Genomic DNA, 18,009 nt, shown 5'->3' on the forward strand with positions numbered 1-18,009 from the left:
TCGTTACTCTTCTGGGGCGAAATCCCCCTTGACCTGCGGATCTTCACCAAATCGTTATTACGGCTGGAAGGTGCGCGCGAAGGCGTTGAAGTAGGACAAACCGGATGTCCATCGGGAGTCGGCGACCTGCCAGTAGAGGGCGACGCAACGGCCGTCGTCGAGCCTGAAGGCGCGGTCGAGCACCCGCACCTTGCCGGCGTCGGTCGTGTGGGTGAACTCCCAGTCCGCGGCGGGAACACCGAGGTATCTCCTGGACGTCAGGCCGATGCGCTCGTAGCCGCGCAGGTAGCCCTTCTTGGTCGAGGCCGCCTCGACCGTGCGCAGGGCGGCCACCGGGTCCGTGGTCTCCCAGGGGGTGAAGTCGACCTGCAGGTAGTCCCGCCCACCCGGGTCGTGGAAGCGCACGCGGGTGGCCTCTCTTTGGAACGGGACCCAGCCGGCCGGCAGGGCGATCGAGAAGCCCAGCGTGTCGCGGTGGGTCTTCCACCCCTTGGGCAGCGTGCCCGTCGCCGGCGTGGAGGGTTCCGGCGACGGCTCCTCCGAGGGCTCCTCTGTCGGCTCCTCCGTCGGCTCCTTCGACGGGGGCGCGGACGGCTCGCCGGAGGCGCTCTGACCAGTGTTCCCCGACGTGTGATCGGAGCCCGAGGTGGGATCGGTCCCCGTAGGCGTGAGGTCCTCGGCGACGGTTCCGCTGCCGGCCAGTGTGCGGTAGCCGTACCAGCCGCCCGCGACGACGGCCACGAGCAGCAGCGGTAACAGGACGAACAGGGTCACCTTGGCGGCGGAGCCGCGCCCCGGAGGGCGCGCACCCGGTGCGGGGTACGCGCCGGGGTGGCTTCCCGGCGGGACGGCAGGTCCGCCGGGACCCGCGTGGCCCGTCTGGACCCCTTGGCCGCCCGGACTCGTGGGGTAGCCCGCCATGCCCGCGCCGCCGGGGCCGGTCGGCCCCGGGTGACCGGCGGGCCCGGGCCAGGAGGCGGAGCCGCCGGACTGGTGCGGGCCGCCGTACGACTGGTGGGCACCGTACGACTGGTGGGCGCCGTACGGCTGCGGGGGGCCGGCCGGGCTCTGGCTCCAGGATCCGGGCTGCCCCGGCTGTCCCGGGACGGACGGCCCGCTGTCCATGCTGTTCCAGCCGGAGGGGGTCTGCGGCCACGGGCCGGCGGGCGGCTGCGACGGCCCGGACGGGGTGCCGCTCCACGCGCCGGGCTCGGGCCGGTTCTTCAGGAGATCGGATGCGGCGGCGTGTCCCGGGCCGGCCGCGATGGCGGCGTTGAGCAGGGCGGCGGCCTCGGCCGCGCCGATGCGCCGGGCCGGGTCCTTGCACAGCAGGCCTTCGAGCACCGGCGTCAGGGCGCCCGCTCGCTGGGGCGGGGCCGGGTCGTCGTGCAGGATGGCCGCCATCGTGGCCACGGGGGAGTTGCGGTCGAACGGGGTCCTGCCCTCGACCGCGGCGTACAGCGTCGCGCCGAGCGACCAGAGGTCGGACTCCGGGGTCGCGGGGTGGCCGTTCAGCCGCTCGGGCGGCATGAACGCGGGGGTGCCGGTGATGCCGCCGGTCATGGTCAGCCCGGTCTCCTCCGGCATCGTCGCGATGCCGAAGTCGGTCAGCACCACCCGAGTCTCCCCGTTGAGCAGCACGTTCTCCGGTTTGACGTCCCGGTGCAGCACTCCCGCGGCGTGCGCGGTGCACAGCGCGTCGAGCACCTGCAGGCCGATCGCGGCGACCCGGCCGGGCGGGAGGGCGCCCTGCTCGCGCAGCACCTGGCCCAGCGACCGCGACTGCACGAGTTGCATCACGATCCAGGGGCGGCCGTCCTCCTCGATCACGTCGTGGACGACGACGACGTTCGGATGGTCGATGCGGCCCGCCGCCCGCGCCTCGCGGATGGTGCGCCGGTTGAACGTCTCCCTGTCCTCCTCGGAGGTGGGGTGGTAGAGCACCTCTTTCACGGCCACCGTGCGGTCGAGCAGGTCGTCGTGGGCGCGCCAGACCACGCCCATGCCTCCGCGGCCGATCGGCTCGAGCAGGTGATACCTGCCCGCCACCCGACGCTCCTCGTCCACCCTGTCCTCCTCGAAACCCCCTGAATGGTCCCACAGCCCGGCGCGCGGCCGTCCGTCTTCGATCTCACGACATCGCGCCGGCGATGGAACTCGCGCGCCGCGCGGCGGACTGTGACCGCCGCTGACGCGGGCGAACCCGATGCGCAGTCGTTATCGGACGTTATAAAAGGAGGATTCGGTCAGTCGCTCCCACATTGACTTGCGAAAACGCCATTGCTCACAGTTTCCCATTCGGCGTAGTTATGTTTCGCGGCGTCTTGTCCGGTTTATTCCCTTCTAATACTGTCCGCAGTGACTTTGTCGTTTCCCGGACGGGTGCTCCCCCCGAGACATCCCCGTCCCCCCGCCTGGAGGCGAGATGCGGTTACGCACGACGTTGTGCGGAAGATCCCCCTACGGCATGGCGCTCGGCGCCGCGATCCTGGTGTCGGCAGCGCTCACGCTGACGCCCGCGTCCCCCGCGCGGGCCGACCCGGCCGACGCCCGCCAAGCGCCCGGACGGTGCAGCACCGACCCGAACGCCCACCTGGGCACGGTGCCGGCCCCCGAGCAGTTCTTCGGCTTCCCGCTGGGCAAGGGACAGCCCCGGGTGCTCACGACCGAAGAGATCGACAAGTACGTGGAAGCCGTGGGAGGCGCCTCGGACCGCGTGATCACGGGCACCGTGGCGCACAGCGTGACCGGCCAGGACCTGCCGTACGCCATCGTGTCCGACTCCCACAACATGGTCCCCGGGCAGCTCAAGAAGATCGCGGACCAGATCCGCTCGCTGCGCGACCCGAGGTCGCTGCGGGCCGACAAGGCGGCGCGCATCGCCGACGACTCGCCCGCCATCGTCTGGATCGCCGGCAATGTGCACGGCGGCGAGAAGAGCGGCGCCGACGCCGCGCTCAAGACCCTGTACGAGCTGGCGAGCGGCCTGTCCTGCGACGTCGCCAAGCGTAACGACAACCTGGTCACGGTCATCATGCCGACCCAGAACCCGGACGGCCGCGACGCGAGCCGCAGGACGAACGAGTACGGCTTCGACCTCAACCGGGACTGGTTCGCCCGCACGCAGCCGGAGACCGACGGCAAGATCGAGATGCTGCGCCGGTATCCGGCGCAGGTCTTCGTCGACGCGCACGAGATGGGCGGGCGGCAGTACTTCTTCCCGCCCAACGCCGACCCGATCCACCACGAGATCGCCGACCAGCCGGTGAACTGGATCAACCGGATCGGCGCGGCGAACGCGGCGGGCTTCGGCTACAACGGCGCCTGCGGCGGCGCGGTCACCGCCGAGTGCTACTTCAACTACGCGACGTACGACCTCTTCTACATGGGCTACGGCGACAGCGTCCCGGCCGCGGGCTTCGGCGCCGCCGGGATGACGTTCGAGAAGGGCAGCTCGTCGGCGGTCGAGGACCGGGTGCAGCAGCAGTTCAACACCCAGTGGGCGACGACCGGATGGGCCGCCGACAACAGGCGCGAGGTCCTGAACGGCTACTACTCGATCTGGCAGACCGCGCTCGCCGAGGGGGCCGCCGGCGCCCTGGAGCCGAACGAGGTCGTCCAGCCGGCGAACACCGTCCGGTTCCCGGTGCCCGAGATCACGATCCGGTCGTACTTCCTGCTGCCCGACCGGCAGATCGGCGACGTGCGCCGGCTGGTCGAGCGGCTGCGCCGCATGGACGTGGAGGTCTACCGGGTGAAAAAGCCCGTGAAGGTGCCCTCCGCGCGGGTCTTCGGCGGCCGGACGGCCAGTGACGTGACGGTCCCCGAGGGGGCCTACTGGATTCCGATGGACCAGCCGCAGAAGCACTGGATCCAGGCGGTCATGGGGGAGGACCCGTACGTCCCGTTCCCCTACTTCTACGACGTCTCCTCGTGGAGCAACCCGCTGCTCGCGGGCGTGAACACCATCTCCACCGGCGACGAGCTGTCGCCGAAGGCCGACCTCGTCAAGGACGTCGACGGCGGCGTGGCCTCCGCCGCGCCCCGGGGCGGGTCGTACTCCTACCCGATGGACTCGGCAGCCGCCTCCGAGCTGACCTTCCGGCTGCTCGGCGCGGGCGTGCCGCTCACGCGTGACGATCGGACCGGGGTCGTCGGCCTGCCCGCCACCGCCATGAACCGGGGCGAGCTGGACAAGCTGGCCCGCTCCCTGGGCGTGACGGTCGAGGGCGGCGGCGCCCCGGCCTCCGGCGCCGCGCTGCGCACGCCCGACGTCGGCCTTTTCGCCGGCACCGGCGTCTCCACCACCTCCGGCTCGTACGGCGAGGCCCGCTACGTGCTCGGCGACCGCTGGGGCCTCGGGCTGACGCCGGTGACCACGGCCGACATCAACGGCAACACCCCGGCCTTAACCGGGCGGACCGTCCTGCTCGTCCCGGACGGCAGCAGCGCGAACGGCGGGCTGACCGCGCAGGGCCTGGCCAACCTCAGGCAGTGGGTGGCCGCGGGCGGCACGTACGTCGGGCTGCGCAACGAGGGCACCCGGGTCGCCAGGGCCGCCGGCCTCACCTCCACGACCGAGAAGGCCAAGCCGACCGGCTACCAGGTCATCGGCTCGCACTTCCGGGTGGACGTGGCCCAGGGCAGTCCGGTGTCGCTCGGCCGCCCGGCGGAGGACTTCCAGTTCAACAACGGCGACCCGATCCTCAACCCCAGCCAGACCGGGGTGAACGTGCTCACCTATCCCTCGGACGACACGTTCTGGTCCAACGGCTACACGGTGGGCGCCGAGGCGCTCAAGGGCACGGCCTCTCTCGTCGACGAGCCGACCGGCGCGGGACACGCCCTGCTGTTCGCGTACAACCCGCTGTTCAGGGCGTACAACGAGAACGGCATCCACCTCCTCGCCAACGCGCTGCTGTACCCGGCGGGCGCCGCGCAGGCGCCGCACGCGTCGCCTCAGGCGAAGCAGCGCATCGCTTCGGCACAGCCGGAGACGGAGTCCCTGCGCAGCGCCGCGGCGGCGGCGCAGGAGCCGCCGAACCTCGGCGGGGAGTGGCGGCCGATCGTCATCCAGGTGGCCGACGCCGACCTCGCGCGGACGCAGGCGGTGGTCGAGCGCTACACGGACACGGCGCTGACCGCGTCCGCGGACGGCTCGTCCTACATCACGATCCCGAACCCCGACGGACTGTCCGCCGACGAGCACCCGTTCGTCCGCGACCTGGTCCGCGACCTCGGCGCGGCGGGCATCCCGCTCCGCTCCGTCGTCGCCTGATCCTCCGCAGGAAACCGGGCCGAGCGGCCGCCCCCGGCCGCTCGGCCCCATGAAAGGACTTCCATGACATCGTCCCGTTCGCGCCGGGCGGCGCGGCTCGGCGGTGCCGCCCTCGCGGCCGCGCTGCTCACCGCGACCCAGGCGACCACCGCTCTCGCCGCTCCCGGGAACCCGGGGGAGCCGCGCTACTCCGCGGGCGCCCCCTCGCTCGGCGACCCCTACTTCCCCGACCAGGGCAACGGCGGCTACGACGTCCGGCACTACGACGTCACGTTCACGTACGACCCCGCCACCAAGGTCATGGACGCGACGACGGTGATCACCGCGGTCGCCACCCAGGACCTCGACCAGTTCGACCTGGACTTCCGCGGCCCGCAGATCACGTCGCTGAAGGTGGGCGAGCACCCGGCCGCCTACCGGCGGGACGGGCAGGAGCTCGTCGTCACCCCGCGGCCGAAGCTCAAGACCGGGGAGGCCTTCACGGTCACGGTGACGTACGCCGGGACGCCGCCGGTCGTCACCGACCCCGACGGCTCCATCGAGGGCTGGGTGCCGACCGACGACGGCGCCTTCGTGCCGGGCGAGCCGCAGGGCGCCCCGGCGTGGCTGCCGGCCAACGACAGCCCCGCGGACAAGGCGACGTTCACCTTCCGCGCGACGGTCCCCGAGGGCGTCACTGTGGTCGGCAACGGCCGCCTGGTGTCCACGACGACCGCGAACGGCAAGACGACGTTCGTCTGGAACTCGGCCGAGCCGATGGCGACCTACCTCGCCACGGTGACTTTGGGGAACTTCGTCGTCAACGAGACGACCACGCCCGGCGGCATCCCGGTCTACACGGCGGTGGACCCGCGTCTGGTGACCCAGTCGGCCGCGGCCGTCGCCCGGATCCCCGACATCCTGGACTACTTCTCCTCGATCTTCGGGCCGTACCCCTTCAACCAGGCGGGCGCCGTCATCGACCGCGCGCCGGACGTCGGCTACGCCCTGGAGAGCCAGACCAAGCCGATCTTCTCCAGCGCGCCCGGCGTCGGCACGATGGCGCACGAGCTCGCGCACCAGTGGTACGGCGACAGCGTGAGCGTCGGCAAGTGGTCCGACATCTGGCTGAACGAGGGCTTCGCGACGTACGCGACCTGGCTGTGGACCGAGCACACCGGGGGCGCCACCGCGCAGCAGACGTTCAACGGCTCCGGCAACTACGGCCGGGCGGCGACCTCGTCGTTCTGGCAGATCGTCACGGCCGACCCCGGCCCCGAGGACATGTTCGGCAACGTGCCGTACAACCGCGGCGCGATGACGCTGCACGCGCTGCGCGGCAAGATCGGCGACGCCGCCTTCTTCACGCTGATCAAGGACTGGGCGACGGAGCACCGGTACGGCAACGCGGGCACCGCCGACTTCATCCGGGCGGCGGAGAAGGTCTCGGGCATGGACCTCAAGGCGTTCTTCGACGTGTGGCTGTTCCAGAAGGGCAAGCCCGCCTCCTGGTGAACCGTTCCGGCGGCTCCCCGGCAGGGGAGCCGCCGGTCTTTTCGGGTGGCGCGTTCACGAACGCAGGTGCAGGGCGAGCTGGATTCGGTCGCGCAGGCCCAGCTTGCGCAGCACGCTGGACACGTGGTTCTTGACCGTGCCCTCGGTGATGAACAGGCGCGCCGCGATCTCCCTGTTGGCGGCCCCGGCGGCGACCATCCGCGCCACCTCCACCTCGCGAGCCGACAGCAGCTCCTGCCCGCGGAAGGCGACCGGGCTCACCGGCAGGTGCCGCAGCTCGGCGACCAGGCGGGCCGCGACCGGGCTGCCCAGCACGGTCTCCCCGCGGCTCACCCGGTGGACGGCCGCGACCAGGTCCTCCGGCGAGCAGTCCTTCAGCAGGTAGCCCGTCGCGCCGCCGCGCAGCGCGCCGAAGATGAACTCGTCCTCGTCGAACGTGCTGAGCACGACGACCGCCACCTCCGGATGTTCGGCGGCGAGGCGGACGATCAGCTCCACGCCGTTCATGCCCGGCATGCGCATGTCCACGAGCGCCACGTGCGGACGGCGGTCGCCGATCACCCGCAGCGCCTCGTGGCCGTCGGCCGCCTCGCCGACGACCTCGATGCCGTCCTCGACCTCCAGCAGCTTGCGCAGCCCCTGGCGCAGCAGCGCCTGGTCGTCCACCAGCACGACCCTGACCGGCGTCATGCCCGCACCCCCAGCGGCAGCTCGGCGCGCAACTCGAACCCGCCGCCCGGCCTGTTGCCGCCGGCCAGCGTGCCGCCGAGCGCCCTGGCCCGATCCGCCAGCGACGTCAGCCCGAAGCCGCCGCGCGCCCGGTCGTCCCTGCCCGTTCCGTCGTCTCTCACCACGAGCGCCACCTGGTCGTCGCCGAACGTGAGCGTGCCGTGCACGTGCTCCGCCTTCGCGTGCCGCAGCGCGTTGGTGAGCCCCTCCTGCAGCACCCGGTAGAGGACGAGCTCGGTGTCGGCCTCCAGACGCCGCTCCTCGCCCCGCACCTCGAAGCTCACCGTGATGCCGGTGCCGTCGAACGACGCCGCGAGCCGTTCGAGCGCGGCGCTGCCGACGCGGCCGTCCAGCGCGAGCGGCCGCAGCGCGCGCACCCAGCGCCGCGCGTCGGCCAGCGCCTCCACGGTGAGCTCCTTGGCCTGGCGGACCTCCGCCCAGGCGGACTCGGGGCGGCGCTCGCGGAACCGCTCGGCGTTCTCCAGGCCCATCTTGATGACGGTCAGGTGGTGGCCGACCGAGTCGTGCATCTCCGCCGCCATCCGCGCCCGCTCCTCGGCGACGGCCAGCTCCCTGATCCGCTCCAGCAGACCCTGGGCCTCCTCCCGCCTGCGCCGCGCCTCAAGTATGGACGCCACCATGCCAAGGACGAACGCGGAGAACACCGCCATCGCGGTGGCCTGGACGATGCCGTCGGCGATCGTCGACCCGAAAAGCGGGGGCACGAACACGGAACCGACCACGACGCAGGACAGGATGGCGGTCGCGACGCGCATGCCGTACAGGAAGGCGAGGTTGGCCACCGCGATGAGGATCAGCGGCAGGTGGGTCTGCCGCGAGCCGGTCAACCCCAGCATGATCGTCGCCGCCAGGAACAGCGGGGCCACCCAATGACGGCCCCGCGCCGGATTCCAGGGCAGCGTCGGCCAGAGCACCGCGAGCAGCGCGACGTTGGCGGCGAAGAGCACGTACTCCAGCGGGGTGGCGGCGGCGGTCGCGACCGCCTGCACGAGGCCGGCGGTCAGGAGTGTCATCATCGCCCAGAACACGACGTTGAACAGGAACGGCCGGTCCGCGTCGCGAAGCCAGTCGAAACGCGCCATGACTCGACCCTAGAGCGATTCGGATCGGACGCAATCGCCCATCGGAACCATGACCGCGGTCATGCCCGCGTCTATCCGCCGCTCGATGTGCCGGCGAGCGGGGGCCCGCGCCCGCCCGTGCGTACGGGCGGGCGCGGCCGGGTGTCAGCCGGTGGTGCAGGAGATCGGCGACGGGACGTCACCGGCGCCGTTGGCGGTGAAGCCGAACGACGTGGACGCGCCGGCGGCCAGGCTGCCGTTGTAGCTCACGTTCTTCGCCGTGACGGCGGCGCCCGACTGGGACACCGTGGCGTTCCACGAGGAGCTGATCGTCTGGCCGTTCCGGTACGACCAGCCGACGGTCCAGCCGAAGATCGCGGTGGTGCGGGTGTTCGTCACCGTCACATCGGCCTGGAAGCCGCCCGGCCAGGAGTTGACCACCTTGTACGTCGCCGAGCACCCCGAGCCGCCGGGCGTGGGAGAGGCCGAGGGCGAGGCCGACGGGGAGGGCGACGGAGAGGGCGACGGCGTACGCGAGGGCGAGGCGGACGGCGAGGGCGACGGCGACGCGGTGCCGCCGCCGGACGCCTTCAGGACCGTGATGGAGTACGGCGGGAGCGTGATCGAGGTGGCGGACGACGCGGTGCTCGTGCTGATCGAGGTGGCGCCCTTGCGCCACTGCACGACGGTGGCCGCGCCGCCCGGGGAGAAGCCGGAGTAGGACAGCGAGACCGTCGTGGAGTTGTTCAGGTCCTTGTTGACGAGCACGACGTTGACGCCGCCGGAGGTCTTCACCGCGTGCGCGGCGAGCAGCGAGCTGGACGAGGACGCCTTGACCAGCGTGTCACCCGGCGAGCCGGCCCTGCCGACCATGGCCAGGCCGTAGTACGGCGGGAGCGGCGTGTTCACCGCGGGCTCCCCGGAGCTGCCCGAGGACAGGATGCCGAAGTCGTTGTAGTCGGTGGTCCCGTCGTCGTTGGTCTTCGGGCTGCTGCTGGTGCCGTTGTGGAGGCTCCACCAGTCGACGTTCATCACCCCGTTCTCGAACCAGGTGAGGTAGCTGTCCGCGGCGCCCAGGGCTGTCGTCGCGCTGTTGAGCTGGTAGTTGAGGTTCGCCTCTGTGACCGCGATGCCGATGCTCGACGCCCTGCTCCCGGCGTACTTGCCGAGAAGGGAGCGAATCGTGCTCACCATGGGGGCGATCTGCGAGACCTTCGTCAGGCTGTCGGCCGCCGACGTGGCGCCCGGGTACCAGTGGACGATCACGAAGTCGGCCTTGTCCTGCACGATGGACATGACCGTGTTGTTCCAGTCCGCGCTGTCGCCCGAGCCGACGACGCCGTCCGGCCAGCCGCCCGGGGTGGTGAGCACGACGCCCACCTTGATCGAGGAGTCCACGGCCTTCATCGCCGAGATGTACTGCAGGACGTTGTTCGCGTACGCCCTCGGGCTCTTGTCGGCGTGGTTGTCCTGCTCCCAGCCCGAGCCGTAGTGGCCGTTGCCGTAGACCTCGTTGCCGATCTCCCAGTATTTGACGCCGTACCCCTTGGTGACGTTGGCGTACCGCACCCAGTCGGCCGCCTCCTGGGCCGTGCCCGTTCCGTAGTTGGCGATGACGACGGGCTGCGCGCCGGCCGAGCGCACCGTGCTCACATAGGTGTCGAAGTCGGTGCCCGGGGCGACGTAGCCGCCCTCGGTGGTGTGCGTCTTCCAGTGGTAGATGTCGCCGTACGACCCGCCGGGGTAGCGGACGGCGGTGAAGCCGGCGTCCCGCAGCAGACCCGAGATGGGGGAACTGTTCATGTTCCCGTCGTAGACGGCGACGTTGACGCCGTGCCCGGCGGCGGGGATCGTGCCGAGGCTCGTGCCGGTGTTCACCGTCACGGTGGCGGAGGTCGCGGCGGAGGCGGGCGCGGTGACGGCCGTCGCCGCCACCAGGGCCGACGCGGCGGCGAGCGCCGCCGACGTCAGCAGGGCCAGGCCGGCGCGCCGCCGGCGGGTGAGCGAGCCGTGCATGGGGAGCTCCTTCGAGCGGTCGCGCTGTCGCCCTCTCCGGGCGCAGGTCGAGCCGCATCCTTTTCCTCGCCGTGCCGTACGGTCAACGCTCAGGCGGCCCGCAAGGCCCTGACCTGCGGCTGATTTCGTATGGACTTGCAACTTTCATCGGCGAGCGGGGCCGGGCCCTGCGGCCGTCGCCGGAGCGGACGGGGCGACCGGGGTTCGGCCGGGGGCACTCGTGAATGAATCGCATGCCGTTCCCATGCAAATCATTCCTATTGTCGTCGGTGTCGGAGAAACCGGCCCCTCCCGAAAGGGAGGAAAACCAACGGAAAGAGGTGTGAGAATGATTCGGACTCTCGGGTCGCTCACCGACCGCATGCTGAGCACGGTGGTTCCCGCGGCGGAGGCTCAGGCCGTGGCCAAGTGCGTCCCCATCGGTACCGAGCAGGTCAACTGCACCGGCGGATATCCCTTCACGATGGCGACCGTCACGAAGAAGATCTGCGTGGACTTCGAGGCCAAGACCATCACCCTGCAAACGTCGGGCGGCTGCTGACCGACCGGAATCCGGCGGGAAACCGGAGCGGGACCGCGATGAAACGACAAAAGCGCGATTCGCGGTTCCGGTGGTGATTCGCCGGCGATTCCGGTGAAAGGTCACACCGGTCCGCGTAATCGCAGTGCGCGGTGAACACGCCGCCCGGATCACACGAGGTGCGATCCGGGCGGCGTTTGTGTCCATTCCCGATCCGCTGCCCGAAAGGAGTCACCGTGGAGTACGTCCTGATCTGCTGCCGCCTTTTCGTGGGCGCCGTGTTCGCCGTCTCGGCGCTGAGCAAGATGCGTGGCCGGGGCGCGTACGCCGCTTTCCTGGACGCGACCGGCGCGCTGGCGCCGTGGGTTCCGCCGCCGGCACGGACGGTGACGGGACCGGTGGTCGTCGCCGGGGAACTGGCCGTGGCCGTGCTGCTCGTCCCGCCGGCCACCGTCGTGGCCGGGTTCGCGGTCGCGGCGGCGCTGCTGGCGGCGCTCACCGCGGCCATCGCGTCGGCCCTGCTGTCACGGCGGCGCGTGCCGTGCGCCTGCTTCGGCGGTGGTTCGCCGTCGCCGGTGGGCCCGGCCCACCTGGTCCGCAACGGTGTGCTGCTGGCCGGCTCGCTGACCGGCTCGGTCCTCGGCCTCGACGCCCCCGGCGCCGTGCCGGAACCGGCCGGCGCCGTGGCCGCCGCGTTCCTCGGCCTGGTGGTGGCCGGCCTCGTCCTGCTCACCGACGGCATCGCCGGTCTGCTCCGGCCGTCGGGCGCGTGAATGCCAATTCCTGAGACGTGGGAGTCCTCGTGTCGATCTTCGCAGTGTCGTTCGCCGGCCTTGTCGGCGTACTGAACCTCCTGCTCACGGCCGGTGTGATCCGCCGCCTGCGCGCGTATGACATCCTGCCGGCCGCGCGCTCCGATCCGGGGCGCTGGCGAGTCGTGCACAAGCCCTCGCGCACGATGCGTGCCGCGGGCGAGCGCGTGGGCGCGTTCCACGGCCACACCGTGCGCGGTGAGCCGATCGGCGAGGAGTTCTTCGCCCGATCAACCACGCTGGTCGGGGCCTTCACCGCGGGCTGCCAGGCGTGCGAGGAGCGACTGCCCGAGTTCGCGGAGTTCGCCGCGGCCTTCCCCGGCGGTGGCACCCAGGTGCTGGCGCTCCTTGTCGGCGACGCCCGTGACCTCGCCGACAAGGTCCGGCAGCTGGAGCCGGTCGCCACCGTGGTGGTGGAGCCGGACCGGGGCGGCCCGGTGGGTGAGGCGCTGGGCGTCAGGGCGTACCCGGCGCTGGCGCTGGTCGACCCGGGCGGCGTGGTCAGCGCCTCCGGGGCCGGCATGGAGCACCTGTTCCTCGATCCGGCGGAGGTGTGACGGTGGGCGGGATCATCGAGGCCCTGCGGCTGACCTGGCGGGCCGGCCGGCTGCACACGGGCGTGTTCACGGTGTTCACGGTGCTGGGAGCGGTGGCGCCGGTCGCGGGGGCGTGGCTGACCAAGCTGCTCCTGGACGGCGTCACGACCGGGGGCGGCGCCGGGGCGGTGCTCGGGCCGGGTGTGGCCCTGGCCGCCGCCGGGCTCGTCATGGCGCTGGTGCCGCACGTCCTGCGGTACGCCTCGGCCGAGACCGGGCGCCGGGTCGGCCTGCTGGCGCAGGAGCGGCTGTTCGCGGTGACCGAGCGGTTCGTCGGCATGGCCAGGTTCGAGGACCCGGCCTTCCTCAACCGGATGCGGATGGCGCTGCAGCACGGCGGCACCACCCCGGGCGTGGTCGTCTCCGGCGCGCTGTCCACGGCCGGCGCCGTCATCACCGGGCTGGGGTTCCTCGGCTCGCTGCTGGTCCTCTCGCCGTGGATGCCCGTCCTGGTGCTCGCTTCCGCCGTGCCGGTGCTGGGCCTGGAGCTGCGGCTGGCCCGGCGCAGGGCCTCGCTTTACTGGCGGCTGAGCCCGGTGGAACGCCGGGAGATCTTCTTCCGGGACCTGCTGACCGACGCCCAGGCCGCCAAGGAGATCCGGCTGTTCGGCATCGGCGCCCACCTGCGCGAGCGCATGTCGGCCCAGCGCCGCAGGGCCGACGGCGAGAACCGGCGGCTGGACCGCAGGGAACTGGGCGCCCAGGGGCTGACCGGCATGATCGGGGCCGCGGTGGCGGGCGGGGCGATGATCTGGGCCGTGCTCGCGGCGGCGGGCGGGCGCATCACCGTCGGCGACGTCTCCCTGCTGGTGGCGGCGGTGGCCGGGGTGCAGGCGGCGGGCCTGGCCGTCGTCAACGGGATCGCCCAGTCGCACCAGCAGCTCCTGCTCTTCACCCACTATCGCGAGGTCCTGGCCGCCGGGCCCGACCTGCCGGTGCCCGCGCACCCCGGGAAGGTCGCTCCGCTGGCCCGCGGGATCGAGTTCCGCGACGTGTGGTTCCGTTATTCGCCGGGTCACCCCTGGATTCTGCGGGGCGTGAACCTCACCATCGCGTACGGTCGCACCGTGGGGGTGGTCGGCCGCAACGGCGCCGGCAAGAGCACCCTCGTCAAGCTGCTGTGCCGGATGTACGACCCGGAGCGGGGCGCGATCCTGTGGGACGGGGTGGACCTGCGCGACCTGGACCCGGCCGAACTGCGGTCCCGGATCAGCGCGGTCTTCCAGGACTACATGGAGTACGACCTGACCGCCGCGGAGAACATCGGCCTGGGGGACCTGGCCCACCTCGGCGACCGGGACCGCATCGCCGCCGCGGCCCGGGACGCCGGGGCCCACGAGTTCGTCACCGCGCTGCCGGACTCCTACGACACCCTGCTGTCCCGGCTCTTCTTCCAGGGGGACGACCAGGAGGACGGCGACACCGGCGGCGAGACGGGGGTCACCCTGTCCGGCGGGCAGTGGCAGCGGCTGGCGCTGGCCCGCGCGCACCTGCGGGCGGGGCGCGACCTCATGATCCTGGACGAGCCCAGCTCCGGCCTGGACGCCGAGGCCGAGCACCGCATCCACCACTCCCTGCGAGAACGGCGGGCGGGCCGGACCAGCGTGCTCGTCTCACACCGCCTCAACACCCTGCGGGACGCCGACACGCTGGTCGTCCTGGCGGACGGCGCGGTCGCCGAGCAGGGCACGCACGAGGAACTGATCGCACTCGACGGCGTCTACGCCGGCCTGTTCCGCATGCAGGCCGAGGGCTATGCGGAGCCGTCGCCCCCGCAGGCCGAGGACCTGCTGGAGCTGGTTCGGGGGAGGTTCGGCCTGTGACCGCCGCACCGCTGCCGCTCCTCCTCGCCCTTGTCACCGCCATCGCCGCCACCGCGGCCGCGGGCCTGGTCTGGGCGCGCAGGAGGCTGCTGATGGTGAGCGTCTCCGGGGACAGCATGCGCCCCACGTACCGGTCCGGCGACCGGGTGCTGGTGCGGCGCGTCCCCGCCCGCCGCCTCCGCCGGGAGGACGTCGTCCTGGCCGACGTGGCCAGTCTCGTAGCGGAGCGCGCGGGCCTCATGCCGAGCCAGGTCACTGTGGATCCCGGGGCCGGCTACGTGGTCAAGAGGGTCGCCGCGATCCCGGGGGACCCCGTCCCCGCCGAGGTCCCCCGTCAGGCGGACGAGACCGCCGTTCCACGGGGGGCCTTCGTCCTGCTCGGCGACAACGCCGGACACAGCATGGACTCCCGCCACTTCGGATACGTCCCCGCGGCCGGCCTCGTCGGGAAGGTGGTCCGCGTGCTCCCCGCGCGGGCGCCGGGCGACCGGAGGGACTGAGCGACCGGGGATTGGGGACCCGGGGCGGGAGAGACGTGGAAGGGCCGCGAGGCGGAACGCCTCGCGGCCCTTCCTGCGCGACCGGCCTCTTCAGGCCGGGATCTAGAAGAAACGATCTGGAAGACACGATCTAGCAGGCGGCCTCCGGCTGGGGGACGACGGCGCCCCGGACGGCGTCGTCGTCCCGGCGGAGCACGGCGAGGTGGAGTTCGTGCAGCTCGGCCGACGGGTCGAGGCCGAGCCGGCCGCCGAGCACCGCCGTGGCGCGTCCCCAGGCCGAGATCGCGCCGGCCACGTCCCCGCCCAGGTAGTACGCGCGCATCAGGTGCGCCCAGGAGGTCTCCCGGAAGGGGGCGTCGGCCAGCACCTCCAGGATCTCGGGGATGAGGTCGGCCGTGCGGCCCAGGCCCAGGCGAGCCTCCACCAGCCGCTCCCGCACCGTCAGATGCAGCTCGCCGAAGGCCGTGAACCGGGATCGCAGCAGCTCCGAGGCGGTGCAGTCCTGCCCGATCGGCCCCTGCCACAGCCGGAGGGCCCCGGTGAGCGCTTCCTCGGCCGCGTGGGGCCGCCGGGCGCGCAGCCGGGCGAAGCCCTCGGCGGCGAGCCGCCTGAACATGACCGCGTCCACCTCCTCGGGCACGGTCAGCAGCCGGTAGCCGCCCTCGCCGCCGCCTCCCCGAAGGGTGATCAGGCGGTCGCGCAGCCCCAGGGCCGCCAGCCGGTTGCGCAGCCGGGCGATGTGGAGTCTCAGGTTCTTACGGGCCGAGCCGGGCGGGTCCTCCCACAGGTATCTCATCAGTTGCTCCACCGGCACCGAGCGTCCCTCTTCGAGCAGGAGCGCGGCGAGCAGCCCCCTGACTGGGGCCGATCCGATGGTCATGGGCGCGTCGTCGTCGCCGACCTGAACACGTCCCAGCAGGTGGAAGAGCATGTCGTGGCCTTTCTCTGGCTATCGATTCGGCGGCCTTCGTGAAGGCCGGTTCACTGCCCGGCCAGGAGGGGAGCTCGTGCTCGCCTTCCGCGCGCACCGGCCCGCGGCGTACGCGGACGCCGTGCGGGAGGGGAAGGGGCCGAGACGGCCGCCGGGAGGGGCAGGCGGCGACGGAGGCGCCCGGCTTACGGCAGCGACCCTGTGCTGCGGCCTGTGCTGTGCTGCGACCCTGTGCTGCGACCCTGTGCTGCGACCCTGTGCCGCAGCCCCATGCCGTGGCCCTGTTACGGAGCCCTGTGCCGTGGCCCTGCCGAGGGGCCCATCGGAGGGCAGGCGTCGACGTCGACGCCGGCGGGCGGTCCGCCTTCTCGTGTGGCCATGGCCGACGCGTCGCTCCCAGCGCGTCCACGTTGACGGCCTGGCCGGCTGTTCCCATCCTGCCGGTGCACGAGACGGACGAGGATAGCCAGTTGCAGGGCATTCACGGTCTTTAGTGGACAGGTGCGCCTGCCGCGTCAGCAGGGGCACGGGACCAGATGGTCCAGGCAGCGGCTCATCTTCCCCAGCGCGCGGGACAGCACCGCCTCGGTGAGGTGGTTGTGACTGATCAGGAAACCGTTCCTGGCGGGAACCAGGCCACTCCACTCGTACCGCGCGGTGGCCGGCGCCACGATCCCCTTCGTTTCGAATGCCCGGATGACGTGGTCGACGTGCACTTCGGGGCGCAGTTCGACGTACACGTGTGACCCGGACTGGGCGCCGCTCAGTCGCTCCACGGCCGGGTGGCGGGCCAGGGTGTCCACCACGAGTTGCCGTTTGGCCTGATACGCGTGGCGCAGCCGGTCGACGCGGACGCGGGTCTCGGCCGAGGCGAGCATCTCGGCCACGGCGCGCTGCGCCACCGCCACGGTGCCCGACTGCCGCAGCGACAGGTGCTCGGCCAGCTGCCGCAGCCGGCGCCCGCGGGCGAGGATGTACCCGGTGCACACCACGTCCGGGAGCAGCCGGCACAGACAGCCCACGTAGACGACGTCGTCGGTGCGATCCCGGCTCAGGTCCCACAGCGACTGCGGCCGGATCGTCTCGCTGAAGTCGTGGTCCCGGTCGTCCTCCACGATCAGCGCCCCGCGCGCCGCCGACAGCTCGACCAGCGCGCGCCGCCGCGAAAGGGACAATTCCACTCCCAGCGGCATCTGGTGGGAGGGACGCACCACGACCGCCCCCACGGTGCGGGGCACGGTCTCCACCAGCGCCCCGTCCGCGTCCACGGGGACGGGCACGGTGGTGACGTCGTGCTGGCGCAGCAGCCGGATCACCGTGGGCAGGCAGGGGTCCTCGACCGCCGCGACGGTGCCCGGCTGTATCGCGACCGCCGCCACCAGGTCCAGAGATTGGCGGACCCCGGTCGTGATCAGCACGTTCTCCGGATCGGCCTCCAGCCCGCGCACCGCGCGCAGGTGCGCCGCCACCGCCCGGCGCAGCACCGTCTCGCCGGGTATCTCCACCGCGCCCGGAATGCGGTGCGCGGCCCGTCGCCACGCGGCCCGCCACACCGGCACCGGGAAGTCCTCTCCGGACGGCTGGTCGGGGGACAGGTCGACGAGCGTCGTCCGGCGGGCCCGGTCCGCGGGAGGCATTCCTCCGCCCGGCTCCCCGGCGGCCTTCTCCGGCCGGGCCCGCCTGACGTAGGTTCCCGACCGCCGCCTGCTCTCGACCAGGTCCCCGGCTTCCAGGATGCGGTAGGCCTCCTGCACCACCGGCCGCGACACCTTCAGCAACTCGGCGAGGGTGCGGCTGGACGGCAGGCGCGTGTCCGGCGGCAGACGGCCGTCCAGGACGGCCTGCCTCAGCTGCCTGGCCAGTTGTGCCGCCATCGACTCGGAAGAGCCACGTGCCAGCTCGACATAGATGGCCAGAGTCGTCGCCGTCCGCATCATGCCCCTTCGGCTCGCCATAACTACGGTTCTCGCGCAGGCCGGCGGGGTGAAGGATCGAAAGGCCGTGCCGGCTCCGCGGGAACGGCCACTCCGGCGTCGCGGTTCCCGGGCCAGGCAATCTCAGATGACTTTCAGTTCGCTTACAGAAGCGTTGCAAAAAGCGGGAGGCCTTGAATGCGCCGCACCGGGACACCCCGGCCGGTCGGGGGAGGAACCGACGATCAGCTCGTGGTCGGGCACCACTCCCGCTGACGCCTCGACGACGGCGGCTCCGGCGGCGTAGCCGGCGGG

The 18,009-nt window shown here is 72.1% G+C and carries 13 protein-coding genes; 7 read left to right on the plus strand and 6 right to left on the minus strand.

Annotated features, from left to right (window positions below; all coding sequences use genetic code 11):
- Positions 1 to 57: 57 nt before the first annotated feature.
- Positions 58 to 2,067: a serine/threonine-protein kinase gene (locus tag QSK36_RS18995; protein ID WP_285783339.1), complete on the minus strand. Its 2,010-nt coding sequence runs from the start codon at positions 2,065 to 2,067 to the stop codon at positions 58 to 60.
- Positions 2,068 to 2,425: 358 nt separating this feature from the next.
- Here QSK36_RS18995 and QSK36_RS19000 point away from each other — a divergent pair, with 358 nt between their 5' ends.
- Positions 2,426 to 5,278 carry a M14 family zinc carboxypeptidase gene (locus QSK36_RS19000; protein ID WP_285783340.1) on the plus strand — a complete coding sequence of 951 codons (2,853 nt, stop codon included), beginning with the start codon at positions 2,426 to 2,428 and terminating at the stop codon, positions 5,276 to 5,278.
- A gap of 63 nt (positions 5,279 to 5,341) precedes the next feature.
- Positions 5,342 to 6,772 (plus strand): M1 family metallopeptidase, encoded by a 1,431-nt coding sequence (locus QSK36_RS19005; RefSeq protein WP_285783341.1) that lies wholly within the window; start codon positions 5,342 to 5,344, stop codon positions 6,770 to 6,772.
- A 54-nt stretch (positions 6,773 to 6,826) separates the two neighbouring features.
- Here QSK36_RS19005 and QSK36_RS19010 read toward each other — a convergent pair whose 3' ends face one another.
- From QSK36_RS19010 to QSK36_RS19020, 3 genes are all read right to left on the minus strand, one after another.
- Positions 6,827 to 7,462, minus strand: coding sequence for a response regulator (locus QSK36_RS19010; RefSeq protein ID WP_285783342.1), 636 nt, complete (start codon positions 7,460 to 7,462; stop codon positions 6,827 to 6,829).
- On the minus strand, positions 7,459 to 8,604 hold the full coding sequence (locus QSK36_RS19015) for a sensor histidine kinase (RefSeq protein ID WP_183539669.1): 1,146 nt from the start codon (positions 8,602 to 8,604) through the stop codon (positions 7,459 to 7,461). The genes QSK36_RS19010 and QSK36_RS19015 overlap by 4 nt, the downstream gene beginning before the upstream one ends.
- A gap of 144 nt (positions 8,605 to 8,748) precedes the next feature.
- Positions 8,749 to 10,599 (minus strand): cellulose binding domain-containing protein, encoded by a 1,851-nt coding sequence (locus tag QSK36_RS19020; RefSeq protein ID WP_285783343.1) that lies wholly within the window; start codon positions 10,597 to 10,599, stop codon positions 8,749 to 8,751.
- A 328-nt stretch (positions 10,600 to 10,927) separates the two neighbouring features.
- Between QSK36_RS19020 and QSK36_RS19025 the strand changes: the two genes are divergently transcribed.
- The 5 genes from QSK36_RS19025 (at position 10,928) to QSK36_RS19045 (ending at position 14,850) form a co-directional block, all read left to right on the plus strand.
- Positions 10,928 to 11,140, plus strand: coding sequence for a hypothetical protein (locus tag QSK36_RS19025; protein WP_285783344.1), 213 nt, complete (start codon positions 10,928 to 10,930; stop codon positions 11,138 to 11,140).
- 215 nt (positions 11,141 to 11,355) lie between these two features.
- Positions 11,356 to 11,892: a MauE/DoxX family redox-associated membrane protein gene (locus QSK36_RS19030; protein ID WP_285783345.1), complete on the plus strand. Its 537-nt coding sequence runs from the start codon at positions 11,356 to 11,358 to the stop codon at positions 11,890 to 11,892.
- Positions 11,893 to 11,921: 29 nt separating this feature from the next.
- Entirely contained in the window at positions 11,922 to 12,488 is a 567-nt protein-coding gene (locus QSK36_RS19035; protein ID WP_285783346.1) for a TlpA family protein disulfide reductase, read from the plus strand.
- Positions 12,489 to 12,490: 2 nt separating this feature from the next.
- On the plus strand, positions 12,491 to 14,350 hold the full coding sequence (locus QSK36_RS19040; protein WP_285783347.1) for an ABC transporter ATP-binding protein: 1,860 nt from the start codon (positions 12,491 to 12,493) through the stop codon (positions 14,348 to 14,350).
- On the plus strand, positions 14,347 to 14,850 hold the full coding sequence (locus QSK36_RS19045; protein WP_285783348.1) for a S26 family signal peptidase: 504 nt from the start codon (positions 14,347 to 14,349) through the stop codon (positions 14,848 to 14,850). Before QSK36_RS19040 ends, QSK36_RS19045 begins: the two co-directional genes overlap by 4 nt.
- A gap of 130 nt (positions 14,851 to 14,980) precedes the next feature.
- On the opposite strand, the gene QSK36_RS19050 is transcribed toward QSK36_RS19045, so the two are convergent.
- Both QSK36_RS19050 and QSK36_RS19055 read right to left on the minus strand, forming a co-directional pair.
- Positions 14,981 to 15,781 carry an AfsR/SARP family transcriptional regulator gene (locus QSK36_RS19050; protein WP_285783349.1) on the minus strand — a complete coding sequence of 267 codons (801 nt, stop codon included), beginning with the start codon at positions 15,779 to 15,781 and terminating at the stop codon, positions 14,981 to 14,983.
- Positions 15,782 to 16,296: 515 nt separating this feature from the next.
- Positions 16,297 to 17,736 carry an aminotransferase-like domain-containing protein gene (locus QSK36_RS19055; RefSeq protein WP_285783350.1) on the minus strand — a complete coding sequence of 480 codons (1,440 nt, stop codon included), beginning with the start codon at positions 17,734 to 17,736 and terminating at the stop codon, positions 16,297 to 16,299.
- Positions 17,737 to 18,009: the final 273 nt, after the last annotated feature.

The organism is Microbispora sp. NBRC 16548, assembly GCF_030268985.1.
Lineage (GTDB): Bacteria > Actinomycetota > Actinomycetes > Streptosporangiales > Streptosporangiaceae > Microbispora > Microbispora catharanthi.